Annotated in this window: 15 protein-coding genes; 2 read left to right on the top strand and 13 right to left on the bottom strand. The window is 73.4% G+C overall.

All coding sequences use genetic code 11. The annotated features are described in order from the left end of the window. Positions 1-163: 163 nt before the first annotated feature. The 11 genes from CG719_RS03125 to hrcA all read right to left on the bottom strand — a co-directional run bounded on the left by CG719_RS03125 (position 164) and on the right by hrcA (position 13,271). Positions 164-1,453: a glucarate dehydratase family protein gene (locus CG719_RS03125; protein WP_100566908.1), complete on the bottom strand. Its 1,290-nt coding sequence runs from the start codon at positions 1,451-1,453 to the stop codon at positions 164-166. After that, entirely contained in the window at positions 1,450-2,415 is a 966-nt protein-coding gene (locus CG719_RS03120) for a 5-dehydro-4-deoxyglucarate dehydratase (RefSeq protein ID WP_100566907.1), read from the bottom strand. The genes CG719_RS03125 and CG719_RS03120 overlap by 4 nt, the downstream gene beginning before the upstream one ends. Before the next feature lie 98 nt (positions 2,416-2,513). Next, positions 2,514-3,542 carry an adenosine deaminase gene (locus tag CG719_RS03115; RefSeq protein ID WP_100566906.1) on the bottom strand — a complete coding sequence of 343 codons (1,029 nt, stop codon included), beginning with the start codon at positions 3,540-3,542 and terminating at the stop codon, positions 2,514-2,516. 21 nt (positions 3,543-3,563) lie between these two features. Then, positions 3,564-4,469: a ribonuclease Z gene (locus tag CG719_RS03110; RefSeq protein ID WP_100566905.1), complete on the bottom strand. Its 906-nt coding sequence runs from the start codon at positions 4,467-4,469 to the stop codon at positions 3,564-3,566. 6 nt (positions 4,470-4,475) lie between these two features. Next, entirely contained in the window at positions 4,476-4,829 is a 354-nt protein-coding gene (locus CG719_RS03105) for a histidine triad nucleotide-binding protein (RefSeq protein WP_100566904.1), read from the bottom strand. A gap of 185 nt (positions 4,830-5,014) precedes the next feature. Beyond that, a complete protein-coding gene (locus CG719_RS03100; protein ID WP_199836511.1) occupies positions 5,015-8,197 on the bottom strand; it encodes a S41 family peptidase in 3,183 nt (1,060 codons plus the stop codon). A gap of 188 nt (positions 8,198-8,385) precedes the next feature. Continuing rightward, the gene (locus tag CG719_RS03095; RefSeq protein WP_376492940.1) at positions 8,386-8,961 is read right to left on the bottom strand and encodes a hypothetical protein; all 576 of its coding nucleotides are present in this window, start codon (positions 8,959-8,961) and stop codon (positions 8,386-8,388) included. Between the two features lie 125 nt (positions 8,962-9,086). After that, positions 9,087-9,827: a 16S rRNA (uracil(1498)-N(3))-methyltransferase gene (locus CG719_RS03090; protein ID WP_100566902.1), complete on the bottom strand. Its 741-nt coding sequence runs from the start codon at positions 9,825-9,827 to the stop codon at positions 9,087-9,089. After that, entirely contained in the window at positions 9,824-10,912 is a 1,089-nt protein-coding gene (locus tag CG719_RS03085) for a nitronate monooxygenase (protein ID WP_100566901.1), read from the bottom strand. Before CG719_RS03085 ends, CG719_RS03090 begins: the two co-directional genes overlap by 4 nt. Before the next feature lie 202 nt (positions 10,913-11,114). After that, on the bottom strand, positions 11,115-12,254 hold the full coding sequence (gene dnaJ / locus CG719_RS03080) for a molecular chaperone DnaJ (RefSeq protein ID WP_100566900.1): 1,140 nt from the start codon (positions 12,252-12,254) through the stop codon (positions 11,115-11,117). Beyond that, positions 12,255-13,271, bottom strand: coding sequence for a heat-inducible transcriptional repressor HrcA (hrcA, locus tag CG719_RS03075; protein WP_100566899.1), 1,017 nt, complete (start codon positions 13,269-13,271; stop codon positions 12,255-12,257). 201 nt (positions 13,272-13,472) lie between these two features. Between hrcA and CG719_RS03070 the strand changes: the two genes are divergently transcribed. Together CG719_RS03070 and CG719_RS03065 are read left to right on the top strand one after the other, a co-directional pair. Beyond that, positions 13,473-14,228: an MBL fold metallo-hydrolase gene (locus tag CG719_RS03070; protein ID WP_100566898.1), complete on the top strand. Its 756-nt coding sequence runs from the start codon at positions 13,473-13,475 to the stop codon at positions 14,226-14,228. Between the two features lie 32 nt (positions 14,229-14,260). Beyond that, positions 14,261-15,067, top strand: coding sequence for a DUF3097 domain-containing protein (locus tag CG719_RS03065; protein ID WP_100566897.1), 807 nt, complete (start codon positions 14,261-14,263; stop codon positions 15,065-15,067). 45 nt (positions 15,068-15,112) lie between these two features. On the opposite strand, the gene hemW is transcribed toward CG719_RS03065, so the two are convergent. Both hemW and CG719_RS03055 read right to left on the bottom strand, forming a co-directional pair. Continuing rightward, entirely contained in the window at positions 15,113-16,345 is a 1,233-nt protein-coding gene (gene hemW / locus CG719_RS03060) for a radical SAM family heme chaperone HemW (RefSeq protein ID WP_100566896.1), read from the bottom strand. 48 nt (positions 16,346-16,393) lie between these two features. Then, the gene (locus tag CG719_RS03055; RefSeq protein ID WP_100566895.1) at positions 16,394-18,316 is read right to left on the bottom strand and encodes a SpoIIE family protein phosphatase; all 1,923 of its coding nucleotides are present in this window, start codon (positions 18,314-18,316) and stop codon (positions 16,394-16,396) included. Between the last annotated feature and the right edge of the window lie 124 nt (positions 18,317-18,440).

Genomic DNA, 18,440 nt, shown 5'->3' with positions numbered 1-18,440 from the left:
GGCCGCCCCGGTCCTCCGGGTACTCCGGTCCCGCTCCGGCGGAGATTCCGGCGGACGTGTTGGACGCGGTCACGGTGCGCTCCCTGGCGTGGTGCTGGTCCGGCCAGTGTGCACCAGAGCGCCGACGACACGTCGGCGCTCGCGCCGGGGAGCGCCGACGTGCCTACCAGCGGGGGGTCGCCGGGGCGGTCCAGCCCGGTTCGGCGACGCGCATCGCCGCCGCGTCGTCGCGGTCGCGCAGCCGGCCGTCGTCCTCGGCCCAGCGGCGGTGCAGGAAGGCCAGCCTGTCCCGGTCGAGTTCGACTCCGAGGCCGGGGCCGTCGGGGACGGCGACCCGTCCGCCGTCGAAGGTGAGCCGCTCGGTCAGGACGTCCTCCGACTGCCAGGGGTAGTGGGTGTCGCAGGCGTGGTGGAGGCCGGGCACGGTGGACGCCACGTGGGTCATGGCGGCGAGGCTGATCCCCAGGTGGGTGTTGGAGTGCATCGACACGCCGACGCCGAAGGCGGCGCACAGGGCCGCGAGCTGCTGGGTGTTGCGCAGGCCGCCCCAGTAGTGGTGGTCGGAGAGCAGCACCTGCACCGCGTTCGAGGTGAAAGCCTCCTTGATCTCGGCGAAGGTCGTCACGCACATGTTGGTGGCCAGCGGCACGCCGGTCCGGGCGGCCACCTCGGCCATGGCGGGCGTGCCGAGGGCGGGGTCCTCCAGGTACTCCAGGACGTCCCCGAGCTGCCGGGCCACCTCCACGGAGGTCTCCACCGACCAGGCCCCGTTGGGGTCCAGCCGCAGCGGGTGTCCCGGGAAGGCCTCCGCCAGGGCCCGTACGGCGGCGATCTCCTCCTCGGGCGGGAACACGCCGCCCTTGAGCTTGAAGGAGGTGAAGCCGTGGCGTTCGGTGAACGCGCGCGCCTGCTCGACCACCCCCGCCGGGTCGAGCGCGGCGCCCCAGTCGTCCTTCTCGCAGGCGACGCCCTCCGGATGCCCGGCCCACTTGTAGAAGAGGTAGGCGCTGTACTCGACGGAGTCGCGCACCTTGCCGCCGAGCAGCTCGTGCACGGGCAGGCCGAGCGCCTTGCCGAGGGCGTCCAGGCAGGCGACCTCGAAGCCGGACAGGACGGACAGGCGCAGTTTGTCGGCGGTCTGGACGCCGCGCAGCCCGCCCACGTCGACGGCGTTCTCCACCCGGGAGGCGTCCACGGCGACATCGAGGCCGAACAGGCCGTTCAGGTCGGTGATCCGGCGTCCCGTCAGCCGGTCGGCGAGCGGGCGGGCCAGTTCCAGGTACTTGGTGTCGCCGTAGGTCTCGCCGTATCCGGTGATGCCGTCCGCCGTCACCACTTCCACGATCAGGCGGGGTGTGTACGGCTGGTGGACGCCCTGGGTGTTCAGCAGCGGCGGGTCGGCGATCAGGATCGGGGTCAGCCGTACCTCGCTGACGGTCAGGTCGCCGGTCACAGGGCGGCTCCCACGATGTCGAGTCCCGCGGAGAGCAGTTCCCGCAGGTCGGCCAGGTCGGCGGGCGAGGGTTCGGTGAGCGGGGCCCTCACGGGTCCGACGGGGCGGCCGCGCAGCCGGGCGGCCGCCTTCACCAGGGACACGGAGTATCCGGGCACCCGGTCGCGCAGTTCGACGAAGGGGACGTAGAAGTCGCGCAGCAGTTTGTCCGCGGAGCCGGCGTCGCCGGATCGCAGCGCGGCGAAGAAGGCGTTCGCGATCTCGGGGGCGAAGGCGTGCACGGCGGAGGAGTAGGCGGCCACGCCGACGGTGGCGTAGGCGCGGGCCTGCATCTCGGCGGTGGGGGCGCCGTTGAAGAACAGGAAGCCCTCGGGGGCGGCGAGGGTGAGCCGCTGGAGGGCGTCGAGGTCGCAGCGGCCGTCCTTGAGGCCGATGACCGAGGGGATCCGCGCGATGCGCCGGAAGGTCTCCAGGCCGTACGCCACCTGTCCGCGCTGGTAGGCGATGAGCGGCAGCCGGGTGCGGGCGGCGAGCTGTCCGAGCTGGGCGGCCAGTCCGTCCTGCGGGGCGGCGACGAGGTAGTGCGGCAGGACGAGGAGCGCGTCGGCGCCGGCCTCCTCGGCGATGCGCGCGAACCGCGCGGCCTGCGCCCAGCCGTAGCCGGTGCCCGCCACCACGGGCACCCGGCCGGCCGCCTCCTCGACGGCGATCGAGACGACCCGGCGGTACTCGTCCTCGTCCAGGGAGAAGAACTCGCCGGTGCCGCAGGCCGGGAAGAGGGCGCCGGGTGCGGTGGCGAGCTGGGCGGCCAGGTAGGCGCGGCAGCCGTCGGGGTCGAGCGAGCCGTCGTCGTGGAACGCCGTCAGCGGGAAGGACAGCACGCCGTGCGCCATCCCGTCCCGCAGTCTGCGCACCACATCGGACGGACCCGCGGTGTTCGTCTCCGGACTCACCCTGGCCATCTCCCCACATAGACGCCATCCACGTATGGGAACGGAGTTTAGAAACGCGAACACGCTCCGTCAACGGGCGTGCGGGGAACGGTCGTTGGCGAGAGGCCCTACGGGAACTCGTACGCCTCGACCTCGGCGAGGTACCGGCGGCGCCGCTCCTCGTCGTGGTCCAGGAAGGAGGCGAGGAAGGAGTTGCGGGCCAGTTCGCGCAGCCGGTCCTTGCCCAGGGCCAGGGTGTCGCGCACGGCGTGGAAGTTGTCGCCGACGTAGCCGCCGAAGTAGGCCGGGTCGTCGGAGTTGAGCGTGCACAGCAGGCCGGCGTCCAGCATGGCGGGCAGCGGGTGGTCGGCCAGCGTGTCGACCGCGCGGAGACGGACGTTCGACAGGGGGCACACGGTCAGCGGGATCCGGTCGCGCACCAGGCGGGCGACCAGCTCCGGGTCCTCCATGCAGCGCAGCCCGTGGTCGACGCGCTCGACGCCGAGCACGTCGAGGGCCTGCGCGATGTACTCCGGCGGGCCCTCCTCGCCGGCGTGCGCCACGCGGCGCAGCCCGAGGGCGGCGGCGGCCTCGTACACCTCGCGGAACTTCGCCGGCGGGTGACCCGCCTCGGCCGAGTCGAGGCCGATCCCGGTGATCCGGTCGAGGTACGGCTTGGCGGCGTCCAGGGTCTCCATGGCCGACTCGGCGGACTCGTCGCGCAGGAAGCACATGATCAGCTGGGTGGAGACACCGTGCCGCTCCTCTCCCCCACTCTCGGCTTCGCTCGAGCGGGGGGACCCCCACCGGCCCAGCGCCCGCCACAGCCCGTCGACGACCGTGTCCATGCCGACACCGCGGGAGAGGTGGGCCTGCGGGTCGAAGAAGATCTCCGCGTGCCGGACGCCCTGCGCGGCGGCCCGGGCGAGATAGGCGTCGGCCAGGTCATCGAAGTCCCGCTCGGTGCGCAGGACGGCCATGAGCTCGTAGTACAGGTTCAGGAAGGACTGGAGGTCCTCGAACCGGTAGGCCTCGCGGAGCGCTTCGGTGTCCGCGTACGGCAGTTCGACGCCGTTGCGCGCGGCCAGCTCGAACGCGAGCTCCGGCTCCAGGGTGCCTTCGATGTGCAGGTGCAGTTCGGCTTTCGGCAGAGGCATCGGAACATCGTACGTCCCTGGTCAGCGCCGTTTCGGGACCGGCACTCTGAGCAGGTCGTACGCCACGGTCAGCTCGCCGTCGAACCCGGCCGCCCGTGCCTGCCGCTCGAACTCCTCGGGCCCGGTGTACCGCTGGCTGAAGTGGGTGAGGACCAGATGCCGCACACCGGCGTCCCGCGCCACCCGCGCCGCCTGTCCGGCCGTCAGGTGGCCGTGCTCGACGGCCAGCGGCTCGTCCTCGTCGAGGAAGGTCGACTCGATGACCAGCAGGTCGCAGCCCTCGGCGAGCGCGTGCACGCCCTCGCACAGCCGGGTGTCCATGACGAACGCGAAGCGCTGTCCCGGCCGCACCTCGCTGACGGCCTCCAGCGGGACCCCGCCCAGGGAGCCGTCGCGCTGGATGCGGCCCACGTCCGGGCCCTTGATCCCGTGCGCGGCGAGCCGCTCGGGCAGCATGCGCCGCCCGTCCGGCTCGACCAGCCGGTAGCCGAAGGACTCCACCGGGTGGGAGAGCAGCCGGGCCTCGAAGGTGTACGCAGGGGTGGTCGCGAGGACGCCGTCGGCGTCGACCGGGACCTCGGTGAGCGCGACCGTCTCGCGGTAGGCGGTGGCGTAGCGCAGGCGGTCGAAGAAGCGCTTGCCCGAACGCGGGTAGTGCGCGGTGATCTCGTGCGGCACCCGGTCGAGGTTGATCCGCTGGATCACCCCGGCCAGGCCGAGGCTGTGGTCGCCGTGGAAGTGGGTGACGCAGATCCGGTTCAGGTCGTGCGCCGCGACCCCGGCGCGCAGCATCTGGCGCTGGGTGCCCTCGCCGGGGTCGAACAGGATGCCCTCGCCGTCCCAGCGCAGCAGGTAGCCGTTGTGGTTGCGGTGCCGGGTGGGCACCTGGCTCGCGGTGCCGAGGACGACCAGTTCACGTACGGACACGACGGCCTACCCGGGGGGCCACTGAAGGCCGCGGCCTCCGAGGACGTGGGCGTGGGCGTGCCAGACGGTCTGGCCCGCGCCGGAGCCGGTGTTGAACACGACGCGGTAGCTGTCCAGCTTGTCCTCGTCGGCGATCGTCTGCGTCTCGCGCAGGACGTCCGCGGCGAGGGCGGGGGCCCCGGCGGCGAGGGCCGCGGCGTCCTTGTAGTGCGCCTTGGGGATCACCAGGACGTGGGTGGGCGCCTGGGGGTTGATGTCGCGGAAGGCGATGGTCGTCTCCGTCTCGCGGACGATCGTGGCCGGGACGTGTCCCGCGACGATCTTGCAGAACAGGCAGTCGTCCTGGGGTTCCCCTGCCATGCGGTGCCTCCTCGGTTTGATCCAGTACGGGCATGTTACCGAGCGCTGATTTCCAGGTTGCCCGGTGTTTCCCGGCGGGGGCGGGCGCGCAGCCCGGCGCTTGCGGAGTGCCGCCCGCGCCCACCCGTGCCGCCCTGGGGTCCCCCCTGCTCGAAGAGCTTGGGGGAGGCACGTATGCCCGCGGCTTATGGCAGACCGGGCGGAGTCTTCGCCGGTGTTGTCTCCAGGGCCTCCAGGGCGAGGCGGATCGCCTCGTCCAGGGGGGCGTCGAGGGCCGCCGCGTGGTCCTGCGGGCGCTGGGCCACCTCGATGTCCGGGTCCACGCCGTAATTCTCCACGCCCCACCCCTGACCCTCCAGCCAGAAGGCGTACTTGGGCTGGGTGATCAGCGTGCCGTCCACCAGGCGGTAACGGCTGTCGATGCCGATCACGCCGCCCCAGGTGCGGGTGCCGACGACCGGTCCGATGCCGAGCGCCTTGATCGCCGCGTTGACGATGTCGCCGTCGGAGCCGGAGAACTCGTTGGCGACGGCGACGACCGGACCGCGGGGCGCGTCCTGCGGGTAGCTCTCCGGCCGCATGCCGCGCGGCAGGTCCCAGCCGACGATCCGCCGGGCCAGCTTCTCCACCACCAGCTGTGAGGTGTGGCCGCCGCGGTTCTCGCGGACGTCGACGACGAGTCCCTCGCGGGCCACCTCCACGCGCAGATCGCGGTGGATCTGCGCCCAGCCGAGGGCCTGCATGTCCGGTACGTGCAGATAGCCGAGGCGGCCGCCGGACCGCTCGTGGACATGGGCCCGGCGGTCGGCCACCCACGCGTGGTAGCGCAGGGGCTCCTCGTCGGCGACGGGGACCACGACCGCGTGCCGCGGATCGCCCCCGCCGGCCGGCAGGACGGTCAGTTCGACCGGCTTGTCCGCCGTGCCGACCAGCAGCGGGCCGGGTCCGGCCACCGGGTCGACCGGCCGGCCGCCGACCGCGACGATCCTGTCCCCGGCGCGCACCGCGACGCCGGGCGCGGAGAGCGGGCTGCGCGCATGCGGGTCGGAGGTCTCCGAGGGCAGGATCCGGTCGATGCGCCAACTGCCGTCCTCATGCCGGGAGATGTCCGCGCCGAGCAGTCCCTGCCGGGTGCCGTGCCCGTAGCCGCCGGCCGGTATGACGTAGGCGTGCGAGGTGCCCAGCTCGCCGTGCACCTCCCACAGCAGGTCGACCAGGTCGTCGTGGGTGGCGATCCGGTCCAGGACGGGCCGGTAGCGGTCGAGGACGCCGTCCCAGTCGACGCCGCCCATGTCCGGCCGCCAGAAGTGGTCCCGCATGACGCGGCCGGTCTCCTCGTACATCTGCCGCCACTCGGCGGCCGGGTCGACGGTCTGCCGGACGCGGCCGAGGTCGACGGTGATGTTGGAGTCGCTGTCCTCGTCGCCGGAGGCGCGCCGGTCGCTGGGCACGACCTTCAGCTTGCCGTCCGTCCACAGCAGGACCCGCTTGCCGTCGCCGCTGACCGCGAAGTGGTCGGCGTCGGCGGCGAGGTGCTCGATGCGCTGCTGGAGGAGGTCGTAGCGCTCCAGCTCGGTCTTCGGGTCGGGGTCGTCCGGCGTGGCGCGGGAGGCACCGAGGACTCCGCGCACCGGGTGCCTGAGCCAGAGCACACCGTCCTTGGCGGCGCGCAGGTTCGAGTAGCGGGCGGCCTCGACCGGGAAGGGCACGATGCGGTCGGCCAGGCCCTCCAGGTCGATCCGGGTCGCCGGGACGCCCTCGCTGTCCGGGGTCTCCTCCTTGTCGGGCGTCTCGAAGGGCCGGCCGTGCCGCTGCGGGCCGAACGGCGAGGGGGTCGCTGCGGCGAGCGTGATCAGGTGCGGGCGGGAGCTCTCGACGAACGCCAGGTCGAAGACGTGCTCGTCGTAGACCGGGTCGAAGGAGCGGTGGGAGAGGAACGCGAGGTGATTGCCGTCGAGGGTGAACGCGGGCGCGTGGTCCCGGAAGCGCAGCGGGGTCGCGTCGGTGACCGACAGGTCGGTGGTGTTGGCGAGGCGGAGCTGGCTGAGGGGGCGCGGGCCGGGGTGCGACCAGGCCAGCCAGGCGGAGTCGGGGGAGAAGGCGAGGTCGCACACGTCCCCGTGCTCGCTGCGGTCGACCTCGCGCACCTCGCCGCTCTCGCGTTCGACGAGCAGCAGCCGGCCGTCGTGGGAGGCGACGGCGACGCGGCTGCCGTCGGGAGCGGTGACGAGTTCCAGGACCCGGCCCAGGTGCCCGGCGCCCAGCCGGCGCGGGGTCGCGCCGGGCGCGAGTCCGGTGGCGGGCGCGAACTCCAGGGCGTCGTCGCCCTCCGCGTCCGTCACCCACACCACCCACTCCTCGCCCTCGGCGCGGAAGGTGCGCGGCAGCCGGGTGCGTACGCCGGGCTCGGCGGCGAGCGCGCGGGTGGGACCGGAGCGGTGGGTGACCCAGTGGACGGCGCCGCGCACGGCGACCGCGCTGCCGCGCGCGGTGTGGTCGGGGGACGCCGAGCCGAACCAGTGGGAGGCGCTCAGCGGATAGGGCTGGAGGTCGACGCGCGGCCCGCCGAGCCGGACGTCGATCCGGCGCGGCTCGGCGCCGTCCAGGTCGTCGAGGAGCCACAGTTCACCGGCGCTGGAGTAGACGACCCGGGTGCCGTCGGTGGCCGCGTGCCGCGCGTAGAACCCCTCCAGGGGGGTGTGCCTGCGCAGGTCGGAGCCGTCGGCGAGGGAGGAGTACAGCGCTCCGGTGCCCTCGTGGTCGGAGAGGAACGCGATCCTCCCCCAAGCTCTCGAATCCGCTCGACCAGGGGGTACCCCCATCCCCACCCACAGCGGGTATTCGAGGTTGCCGTCCAGTGCCTCGTGCAGCCGGACGAACTCCCCCGTGTCCTCACGGTCGATCCACAGCTTGCCCGCCGCGCCGCCCCGGTACCTCTTCCACCAGGCCGCCTCGCGGCCCATCGGCGCGGACAGCAGCACGGTGTGCGGGCCGTGGGCGACGTCGCCCACGGGCCCGTACGGCAGGGTGGTGGCCGGTCCGCCGTCGAGCGGGACGGCGCGTGCCCAGGTGCGGCGGAGGCTGGCCTGGCCCTGGGTGCTGAGCGCGAGGACCTCGCCGTCCGGGGTCCAGCCGCGCACCTGCGTCCTCGTACTCCCCCAGTACGTCAGGCGTCTGGCGGGGCCGCCGTCGACCGGGGCGATGTGCGCCTCGGGTGCGCCGTCGCGGGTGGAGGTCCAGGCGACGAAGGCGCCGTCGGGCGAGATACGGGGGTGGTTCACCGGCACGTTGTCCGCGCTGACCCGCCATGCCCTGCCGCCGTCCAGCGGCGCGAGCCACACGTCGTCCTCGGCGGTGAAGGCGACCAACTCGCCCCGCAGATGGGGGAACCGAAGATACGAGGACGAGGCGGACGAGGCGGAGAACACAGACGACGCGGACGACACGGACGCGGACGACGATGTGGGCTGAGTCACGTGATCACCCTACGCAGGGGCGGCGGCCACGGACAGGGGGCGAACGGCCTCCCCGCGCGCGAACCGGCGGCGGTGCGGTCTCACTTGCCGCGCACGGGCCAGCAGGTGGGATCGCCCTGGCACCAGATCGTCCGCGTGACCGTCACCGTGACCCCCGGCTGCGGCTGCCCCTGGGTGGGCCGGTAGGTGACGGGCGGCCGGTAAGTCGGCCCGGTCGTGGCGTCGCAGTCGCCGAGGCCGCGCACGTGGAACCACTCCTTGCCGCCCACCGTGGCGGTCAGGTCCCCGCGCACGCAGGCTCCGTCGACGGCCCGGGTGACCTCCCCGGTGACGGTGATCCTCCGGCCGTCCTTCGTCTCGCCCTTGCAGTCCACGGAGACCACGGTGATCTCGGACGCCGAAGGCGCCGGACTTCCCGCCGCGCGTGTCCGGCCTCCGTCGCCGTCCCTGCCCGTGCAGTTGAGCCAACTCACGGAAGCGTGCCGCCGGTTCAGTTCCGCCGTCGCCGTCCTGTCGGTCGTGTACGCCGCCGAACCCGCGTTGAGCCCGCCGGGATCGCATGCGACGGCGCCGCCCGCGGCGACCACCGCGAGCACCGTCACGGCCCTCACCCGCCGCCCGTGCGGCAGGTGCCGAATCCGTCTCAATGCCCCCATGTACGGCAGCCTGCCACCGCCGCGCCCGGGACGGTAGAGCGCATACGGCCACGCGCGCGCCCCGCACGCCCGCGCTCGTCCGGCCGGCCTCGGGGCGTGCCCGGCCGGTCAGGACAGGCGGCTGATCAGGACCAGCGGCCGGTACGGCCCAGCAGCAGGGCGGTCGCCGCGGTACCGGCGGTCGAGGTGCGCAGCACGGTGGGCCCGAGCACGTACGGCTTCGCGCCCGCGTCCCGGAACTGCGCCAACTCCTCGGGGGACACCCCGCCTTCGGGGCCGATGACCAGCACGATCTCGCCCCGGGCGGGGAGTTCGGCGGTGGCCAGGCGTTCCTCGCCGCTCTCGTGGAGCACGGCGGCGAAGTCGGCTCCGGCCAGAAGTGCGGCAACCTGTTTGGTCGTCGCCGCGTCCGCGACCTCGGGGAAGCGCACCCGGCGGGACTGCTTGCCGGCCTCGCGGGCGGTGGCGCGCCATTTGCCGAGCGCCTTCAGACCCCGGTCGCCCTTCCACTGCGTGATGCAGCGGGAGGCGGACCACGGCACGATCGCGTCCACGCCGACCTCGGTCATGGTCTCCACGGCGAGTTCACCGCGGTCGCCCTTGGGCAGCGCCTGGACGACGGTGATGCGGGGGGACTCCGGCGGTTCCTCGACGAGGGCCGCCAAGTCCGCGATCACCAGCCGGTCCTTGCCCTCGGCTGCCTTGACCACGCCCTCGGTCCAGCGCCCGCGGCCGTCGGTGAGCACCACGTCCTCGCCCGGCCGCAGCCGCTTGACCGAGACCGCGTGCCGCCCCTCGGGGCCGTCCAGCACGAACTCCGTGCCGATCAGCTTCAGTTCGTCGACGACGAACACCGGCGCGGTCATCGCGCGTCACCTCCTGCCGCCGGGCCTGCCGCCAACGCCGCGCGCGCCGCGTCGAGTTCGGCGAGCAGTACCTCCACGAGCTGCCCGGCGGGCAGTACGCGGGCCATCCGGTGGCCCTGGCCCGCCCACAGCGCCATGCCCTGCGCGTCCTTCGCCTTGGCGGCCGCCTTCCGCAGCGGCGCGGTGAGGTGGTGGACCTCCGGGTAGGCGGCGGGCGCGTAGGGGCCGTGCTCCCGCATGAAGCGGTTGACCAGTCCGCGGGCCGGCCGCCCGGAGAACGCCCGGGTCAGCTCCGTACGCGGGAACACCGGGTCGGTGAGAGCTTCCTTGTGCAGCTTGTGCGCGCCGGACTCGGGGGTGGCGAGGAAGGCCGTGCCGAGCTGGGCGGCGCTGGCGCCCGCCGCGAGCACGGCGGCGATCTGGCTGCCGCGCATGATGCCGCCCGTGGCGATGATCGGCAGGGCGACCGTCTCACGGATCTGCGCGACGAGCGAGAGCACGCCGATCCCGGCGCCGTCCTGTTCCTGCAGGTCGCGGTGGGTGCCCTGGTGGCCGCCGGCCTCCACGCCCTGGGCGATCACCGCGTCCGCGCCCGACCGGTCCACGGCGAGCGCCTCCTCGGTGGTGGTGGCGGTGGCGAGGACGAAGGTGCCGACCCGGTGCAGGGAGTCCACGACCTCGCCGGCGGGCACGCCGAAGTGGAAGGAGACCACCGGCACCGGGTCCTCGAGGAGCACGGCGAGCTTGGCGTCGTAGCCGTCGTCGCGTCCGGACTCCGGGTCGCCGAGTTCGGTCTCGTACCAGCCGGGCTCGCCGGCGAGCTGGTGGGCGTAGAGGTCGACGGCGCCGGTCTCGGCGCTCTCCGGCTGCGGCATGAACACGTTGACGCCGAAGGCGCGGCCGGTCAGTCCGCGAAGCTGCTTGATCTCCTGGTACATGCCGTCGGCGGTCTTGTATCCGGCCGCGAGGAATCCCAGCCCGCCGGCGTCGGACACCGCCGCGGCGAGCGGCGGCACCGCGGGACCGCCCGCCATCGGCGCCTGCACGATCGGGTGCGGGAAGAGATCGGTCAGTGCGGAGGACATGACGGCATGTTGTCACGTCCTCCGGACGAGTCCGAATCCGGGCGACCTCCGGCATATGCCGGAGGAATCCCCTTACAACCCCAGTCCCGCGTCAGCGACCGTTGAAGGCATCCTTCAACCGCGAGAACAAGCCCTGCTGCCCAGGCTGACCGCGCCTGCCCGGGGGACAACCCCCGGCCCCCCGGCCGGCCCCAGCCCCGCCTCAGCGACCGTTGAAGGCATCCTTCAACCGCGAGAACAAGCCTTGCTGCCCAGGCTGGAACTGCCCCTGGGCGCGTTCCTCGCCGCGCAGCTTGGACAGTTCGCGCAGCAGGCGCTCCTGCTCGGGGTCGAGCTTGGTCGGGGTCTGGACCTCGACGTGGACGATGAGGTCGCCCCGGCCGCCGCCGCGCAGATGCGTGACGCCCCGGCCGTGCAGCGGGATCGACTGGCCGGACTGGGTGCCCGGGCGGATGTCGACCTCCTCCAGGCCGTCCAGGGTCTCCAGCGGCACCTTGGTGCCGAGGGCCGCCGCGGTCATCGGGATGGTGACCGTGCAGTGCAGGTCGTCGCCGCGCCGCTGGAACGTCGAGTGCGGCAGCTCGTGGATCTCGACGTACAGGTCGCCGGCCGGACCGCCGCCGGGGCCGACCTCGCCCTCGCCCGCGAGCTGGATGCGCGTGCCGTTGTCGACACCGGCCGGGATCTTCACGGTCAGGGTGCGGCGGGCGCGGATGCGGCCGTCGCCGGCGCACTCCGGGCACGGGGTGGGCACCACCGTGCCGAAGCCCTGGCACTGGGGGCACGGACGCGAGGTCATGACCTGGCCCAGGAAGGACCGGGTGACCTGCGAGACCTCACCCCGGCCGCGGCACATGTCACACGTCTGCGCCGTGGTGCCCGGGGCCGCTCCCTCGCCGCTGCACGTGTTGCAGACGACGGCCGTGTCGACCTGGATGTCCTTCGTGGTGCCGAAGGCCGCCTCGTCCAGCTCGACCTCGAGCCGGATCATCGCGTCCTGGCCCCGGCGCGTGCGCGAGCGCGGTCCGCGCTGCGACGCCGTGCCGAAGAAGGCGTCCATGATGTCGGAGAAGTTCCCGAAGGAACCGCCGGCCCCGAAGCCGCTCGCGCCGGCCCCGCCGGACTGCGAGAGGGGATCGCCGCCGAGATCGTAGACCTGCTTCTTCTGCGGGTCGGAGAGCACCTCGTAGGCGGCGTTGATCTCCTTGAACCGCTCCTGGGTCTTCGGATCCGGGTTGACGTCCGGGTGCAGCTCGCGTGCGAGCCGCCGGAAGGCCTTCTTGATCTCTTCCTGCGACGCGTCACGGCGCACGCCGAGAACGGCGTAGTAGTCCGTGGCCACCTACGACTCCGCCAGGATCTGTCCGACGTACCGTGCCACTGCGCGTACCGCTCCCATCGTTCCCGGGTAATCCATGCGGGTCGGTCCGACCACGCCGAGCTTGGCCACTGCCTCGCCGCCCGAACCGTAGCCGACCGACACGATGGACGTGGAGTTGAGTCCTTCGTGGGCGTTCTCGTGACCGATGCGCACGGTCATGCCCGCATTCTGCGTCTCACCGAGCAGCCTCAGCAGTACGACCTGCTCCTCCAGCGCCTCCAGAACGGGACGGATGGTGAGCGGGAAGTCGTGCGGGAAGCGGGTGAGGTTGGCGGTGCCGCCGATGACCAGCCGCTCCTCGTTCTCCTCGACGAGCGTCTCCAGCAGAGTGGACAGCACGGTCGAGACCGTACCCCGGTCCTCGACGTCGAAGGCGTCGGGCAGGTCCTCCACGAGCTGGGGGACGTCCGTGAAGCGGCGGCCCGCGACCCGGCTGTTCAGCCGCGCCCTCAGATCGGCCAGGGAGGTCTCCCCGAAGGGCACCGGACAGTCGATCATCCGCTGCTCGACCCGGCCGGTGTCCGTGATCAGCACGAGCATCACGCGCGCGGGCGCGAGAGACAGCAGCTCCACGTGCCGCACGGTCGAACGGGTCAGCGACGGATACTGCACCACGGCGACCTGCCGGGTCAGCTGGGCGAGCAGCCGCACCGTGCGGGCCACCACGTCGTCGAGGTCGACGGCGCCGTCGAGGAAGTGGTGGATGGCGCGCCGTTCGGGCGCGGTCATCGGCTTGACCTCGGCGAGCTTGTCGACGAACAGGCGGTAGCCCTTGTCGGTGGGGATGCGGCCGGCACTGGTGTGCGGCTGGGCGATGAAGCCCTCGTCCTCCAGGGCCGCCATGTCGTTGCGGACCGTGGCCGGTGAGACGCCCAGGCTGTGCCGCTCGGTGAGTGCCTTGGAGCCGACCGGCTCCTCGGTGCCGACGTAGTCCTGGACGATGGCGCGCAGCACCTGAAGCCGCCGCTCGCTGAGCATCGCGCACACCTCCAGGGTCGTTCCTCGGCCACCCGCCTGGCACTCTGCGCATAGGAGTGCCAGCTCTACCCGGCCCAGTGTACGGCCGCCGGGTACGCCCCCGGCAAGGCCGGGCCACGACTGCCTGCGAGGTCGGGACCGGGATCACCCGGGATCGGCCGGGATGTCGTACCCGGCGGGCATCACCGCTAGCGTCGCCCCATGACGGATGCGCGGGAAACCCCTCGGGACGAAGCCCGGGAAGAACTGGAATGGGAACGGCTGGCGGACGGGGTGGGGCGGTGCCGCCTGCCCGGATGGGACTGCACGACCGGGCTGGTCGTCGGGGAGGGCGCCGCGCTGATGGTCGACGCGGGTTCGAGCCACGCGGAGGGCGCGCGGTTGCGTGCCTGGGCGCGGGCGCGCGCCGGTGGTGATGTGACACATCTCGCGCTCACCCACCCCCACTTCGACCACATCTTCGGGGCGGCGGTGTTCGACGGCGCGGAGATCTTCGCCGCCGAGGGCGCGGACGCGGTGTTCGGTGACAGCGGTGAGCGCGCGGAGCTGCGCGGGGACGCGGTGCGCCAGGGCCTGGACGCCAAGGCGGCCGAGGAGGCGGCGGACACCCTGGTACGGCCCGGCCGCGAGGTCCGCGACCTGCTCACCCTCCGGCTCGGAGGCGGGCGGGAGGTGCTGCTGGTGAACATGGGCCCGGCGCACTCCACGCACGATCTCGCGGTGGTGGTGCCGGGCGACCCGGCCGTGGTGTTCTGCGGGGACCTGGTCGAGGAGTCCGGCGAACCCCAGGCGGGCCCGGACGCCGTGCCGTCCCGGTGGCCCGCCGCGCTCGACCGGCTGCTGGCGCTCGGCGGCGAGGACGCGCTGTACGTCCCCGGTCACGGAGCGGTGGTGGACGCCGCCTTCGTCCGCGCCCAGCGGGACGCCCTGGCCACGCGCTTCGGCGTGTCGCGCTGAGGGGACACGGCCCCGTCCCTATCGTCACTCGAATGCGCCAGTATTCGCCCGACCTCGACCCCCCGTGGAAGAAGCCGCGGACCGTGCCGGAGGTTCCCGCCGAGCCGGGTCTGGTGGTGGAGGAGCCCGGGACCGGCTTCTGCGGGGCGGTGATCCGCTGCGAGGCGGGCGCGGTGACGCTGGAGGACCGCTTCGGCAAACACAGGGTGTTCCCGCTGACGCCCGGCGGGTTCCTGCTGGAGGGGCGGGCGGTCACCCTGGTGAAGCCGTCGTCCGGTCCGCTACGGCCCACCCGTACGGCATCCGGTTCGGTCGCCGTGCCCGGGGCACGCGCGCGTGTGGCCCGCGCCGGGCGTATCTACGTCGAGGGCCGGCACGACGCCGAACTGGTCGAGAAGGTGTGGGGCGACGACCTGCGCGTCGAGGGTGTGGTCGTGGAGTACCTGGAGGGCGTCGACGACCTGCCGTCGATCGTCGAGGCGTTCGCGCCCGGCCCGGACGCCCGTCTCGGCGTCCTCGTGGACCATCTGGTGCCCGGCAGCAAGGAGTGGCGCATCGCCGAGTCGGTGACCGGCGAGCACGCGCTGGTGGCCGGCCACCCGTACATCGACGTCTGGGAGGCCGTGAAGCCCTCCTCGCTCGGGATCGAGGCCTGGCCCCGCGTCCCCCGCGGCCAGGACTGGAAGACGGGCGTGTGCCGCGCCCTGGGCTGGCCGGAGAACACGGGCGCGGCCTGGCAGCGGATCCTGTCCCACGTGCGGTCCTACAAGGACCTGCAACCGGAGCTGCTGGGCCGGGTCGAGCAACTGATCGATTTCGTCACAGTCCAGCCCGGGTAGCCGAGCCGGGACCGCGCCCCCAGGGGACCGCCTGCTCCGGGTGGCTCAGTCCACCAGGTCCCGCACCACCGCGTCCGCCAGCAGCCGGCCCCGCAGGGTGAGCACGGCCCGCCCCGCCTCGTACGGCCCCTCCTGGAGCAGCCCGTCGGACAGCGCCCGCCGGGACGCGGCCAGGCCGTCCGGGCGCAGCAGGTCCAGCGGGACGCCCTCGCGCAGCCGCAGCTCCAGCAGGATCCGCTCCACCCGGCGGTCCTCCTCCGTGAGGAGTTCTCGCCCGGCTCCCGGTGAGCGGCCGGCCGCGAGGGCCGCCGCATACGCGCCCGGATGCTTCACGTTCCACCAGCGCACGCCCCCGACATGGCTGTGCGCGCCGGGTCCGGCGCCCCACCAGTCGGCGCCGCGCCAGTACAGCTCGTTGTGCAGGCAGCGGCCGGCTTCCGAGGTGGCCCAGTTGGACACCTCGTACCACTCGAAGCCCGCCGCGGACAGCGTCTCCTCGGCGATCAGATAGCGGTCGGCGTGCACGTCGTCGTCCGTCATCGGGATCTCCCCGCGCCGGATCCGGCGGGCGAGCTGCGTGCCCTCCTCCACGATCAGGGCGTATGCCGAGACGTGGTCGGGGCCGGCGCCGAGGGCCGCGTCCAGCGAGGCGCGCCAGTCGTCGTCGGACTCGCCGGGGGTGCCGTAGATCAGGTCGAGGTTGACGTGCTCGAAGCCGGCGGCGCGGGCCTCGGCCACACAGGCCTCGGGGCGGCCGGGCGTGTGGGTGCGGTCGAGGATCTTCAGGACGTGCTGCCGGGCGCTCTGCATGCCGAAGGAGATCCGGTTGAAGCCGCCCTCGCGGAGCGCGGCCAGGTAGGCCGGGTCGACCGACTCCGGGTTGGCCTCCGTCGTGATCTCCGCGTCGGCCGCGAGACCGAACTCGTCGCGGATCGCCGCCAGCATCCGCACCAGGTCCTCGGCGGGCAGCAGCGTGGGCGTGCCGCCGCCGACGAAGACCGTGCGGACCTCGCGCGGGTCGTCGCCGAGCACCTTGCGGGCGAGGCGCACCTCGTCGGTCAGCGTCCCGGCGTAGTTGTCCCGCGAGGCGAGCACCCCGCCGGTGCCGCGCAGCTCGGTGGCGGTGTAGGTGTTGAAGTCGCAGTACCCGCAGCGGGTCGCGCAGTAGGGAACGTGCAGATAGAACCCGAGGGCCCGCTCGGCCTCCCCGGCAAGGGCCTGCGTGGGCAGCGCACCGTCATCGGGAACGGACTCACCATCGGGAAGTGCGGAAGGCATGTCTTCCATTGTCCAGCACACGCGGGCTGGTCCCGGCCGGGTGTTTCGTCAGTCGCGTTCGGCCTGGAGCACCAGGAGGGCCAGGTCGTCCTCCGGGGGGCCGGTGCCGAAGTCGTGGACGAGGTGGCGGATCCGCTCGGCGATCGGTTCGGCGTCGAGGCCGGTGCAGTCGGCGAGGGCCGTGGCGAGGCCGTCGCCGTCGTCGAACTGGCGGGAGCCGGAGCGTCGCTCGGTGACGCCGTCGGTGACGCACAGCAGCGTGTCGCCCGGCCCCAGCTCGAAGGTCTCGCAGTCGTACGTCTCGTCCTCGATCACGCCGAGCAGCGCCTGCGGCCGGGCCACCGTGCGGACGCCGCCCTCGCGTCCGAGGACCAGCGGCAGCGGGTGCCCGGCGGAGGCGAGGGTGCAGTGCACCCCGCCGTCGAAGGGGACCAGCTCGCCGTACAGCAGGGACAGGAAGCGGGTCTGGGTGTCGCCGGGGAGCGGGGTGCGCCCGCCGGCCGCCACGAGGACGCGCGCGGCGGCGTCGGCGGCCTCGGTGGCGTCGTCGAGGAGGAGCTGGTTCAGGCGGTCCAGGACGTCGGCGACGCCGTAGCCCTCGCGGGCCAGCAGCCGCAGCCAGGGGCGGGCGAGCCCGATGACGACGGCGGCCTCGGGGCCCTTGCCCTGCACGTCCCCGACGGCGAAGCACCAGCGGCCGTCACCGGCCGGGAAGAGGTCGTAGAAGTCGCCGCTCGGGCCGCCCTTGTCGCACGGCTCGTACACCAGCGCGCTGCGCAGTCCTGGGATCTCGGCGACCGCGCCGGGCAGCAGGCCGCGCTGGAGCACCGCGCTGATGGTGGCCTGGCGCGCGTACTGACGGGCCGCGCCGATGGCGAGGGCGACCCGGCGGCTGAGGTCCTCGACAAGGCCGGTGACCTCGTCGGGGAAGCGGAGCAGCCCGGTCCGCCCGATGACCAGCGTGCCCAGCGGACGGCCGCCCGCGATCAGGCGGTACGCCAGCGCCGCGCCGTGGGCCGCGTGCGGGCCGAGGGCCTCCCCGGGCCAGGGGTAGGGGGCGGGCCCGGACCGCAGGCCGTCGGTGGGGCGCGGCGGGTCCTTCTCCAGGGCCCGGCGCAGTTCCTCGACGTGGCTCTCGCTGCCGTGCCAGACCCGGGCGAGCCGCGGCCCGGCCGCGCCGGTGACGTCGCTCCAGCCCGCGCCGCCCTCGCTCCAGCGGGAGGACCCCCACCGGCCGGTGGACTCGTCCTCCAGCCACACCGCGCACCAGTCGGCCAGCCGAGGCACGAGCAACTGCCCGGTGAGCGAGGCGACCATGTCCTCGTCGAGCTGTCCGGCGAGCAGGTCGGAGGCCTCGGCGAGGAAGGACAGGGCGCCGCGCCCCAGCCAGTCGCGGTCCCGTCCGGACCGCTGCGGCTCGGGCGCGAGGACCTCGGCGATGCCGAGGCCACGTTCCGCCCCGTACGCCTCCTCGTCCTCCTCCGCCGGTCCGGGCTCGGCGGGCAGCCGCGCCCACACCGTCTTGGCGCCGGTCCGGTAGGTGACGCCCCAGGCCTCGCAGAGCGTCGCGACCAGCCGCAGGCCGCGGCCGTACTCCGGGGTCTCGTGCGGTGCCCCGGAACCGTGGTCGCGGGGAGCGCGCGAAGGGTGGTGGTCGCACACCTCGACCACGCAGGCGCCGGTCTCCGGCTCCAGCCGGCAGGTCAGCTCGACGTCGGTGCCCGCGTGCACGACGGCATTGGTGACCAGTTCGCTGGCCACGATCAGGGTGTCGTCGGCCAGCCGCTCGCCGATCTCGAATCCGAGGTCCGTCCACTCGGCCAGCGCCGCACGCAGCAGCGCGCGGGCGGCGCCCGGTGCCAGGGAGCCCTGGGGCAGCGTCGCGCGCGCCTGAGGGCACGCCGTCGTGCCGTGCGCGGGCACATCGGAGGCACGGGAGACGGTCTCCCGCTGCGTGGGAATGGCCCCCATCTGCGGCTCCCCGGGCGGTGCGGACGAATCAGGTCGGTCGATGAAGACAGGGTGACAGACCGGCGGCGTTCATAAGCAAGGAGTTACCGAATTGACTGCTCACCCGCCTGAAGGCGGGGGATTC

The sequence above is a fragment of the Streptomyces sp. CB01373 genome, assembly GCF_002803075.1.
In the GTDB taxonomy this organism is placed as follows: Bacteria; Actinomycetota; Actinomycetes; order Streptomycetales; family Streptomycetaceae; genus Streptomyces.
Note: the sequence above shows the minus strand (reverse complement) of the source record. Positions and strands in the feature narration are given on the sequence as shown.

Bases quoted from the DNA above. Each gene is read 5' to 3' on its own strand.
- CG719_RS03120 (WP_100566907.1), bottom strand. From the start codon at position 2,415: ATGGCCAGGGTGAGTCCGGAGACGAACACCGCGGGTCCGTCCGATGTG.
- CG719_RS03115 (WP_100566906.1), bottom strand. From the start codon at position 3,542: ATGCCTCTGCCGAAAGCCGAACTGCACCTGCACATCGAAGGCACCCTG.
- CG719_RS03105 (WP_100566904.1), bottom strand. From the start codon at position 4,829: ATGGCAGGGGAACCCCAGGACGACTGCCTGTTCTGCAAGATCGTCGCG.
- CG719_RS03095 (WP_376492940.1), bottom strand. From the start codon at position 8,961: ATGGGGGCATTGAGACGGATTCGGCACCTGCCGCACGGGCGGCGGGTG.
- CG719_RS03090 (WP_100566902.1), bottom strand. From the start codon at position 9,827: ATGACCGCGCCGGTGTTCGTCGTCGACGAACTGAAGCTGATCGGCACG.
- CG719_RS03085 (WP_100566901.1), bottom strand. From the start codon at position 10,912: ATGTCCTCCGCACTGACCGATCTCTTCCCGCACCCGATCGTGCAGGCG.
- hrcA (WP_100566899.1), bottom strand. From the start codon at position 13,271: ATGCTCAGCGAGCGGCGGCTTCAGGTGCTGCGCGCCATCGTCCAGGAC.
- CG719_RS03070 (WP_100566898.1), top strand. From the start codon at position 13,473: ATGACGGATGCGCGGGAAACCCCTCGGGACGAAGCCCGGGAAGAACTG.
- CG719_RS03065 (WP_100566897.1), top strand. From the start codon at position 14,261: ATGCGCCAGTATTCGCCCGACCTCGACCCCCCGTGGAAGAAGCCGCGG.
- hemW (WP_100566896.1), bottom strand. From the start codon at position 16,345: ATGCCTTCCGCACTTCCCGATGGTGAGTCCGTTCCCGATGACGGTGCG.
- CG719_RS03055 (WP_100566895.1), bottom strand. From the start codon at position 18,316: ATGGGGGCCATTCCCACGCAGCGGGAGACCGTCTCCCGTGCCTCCGAT.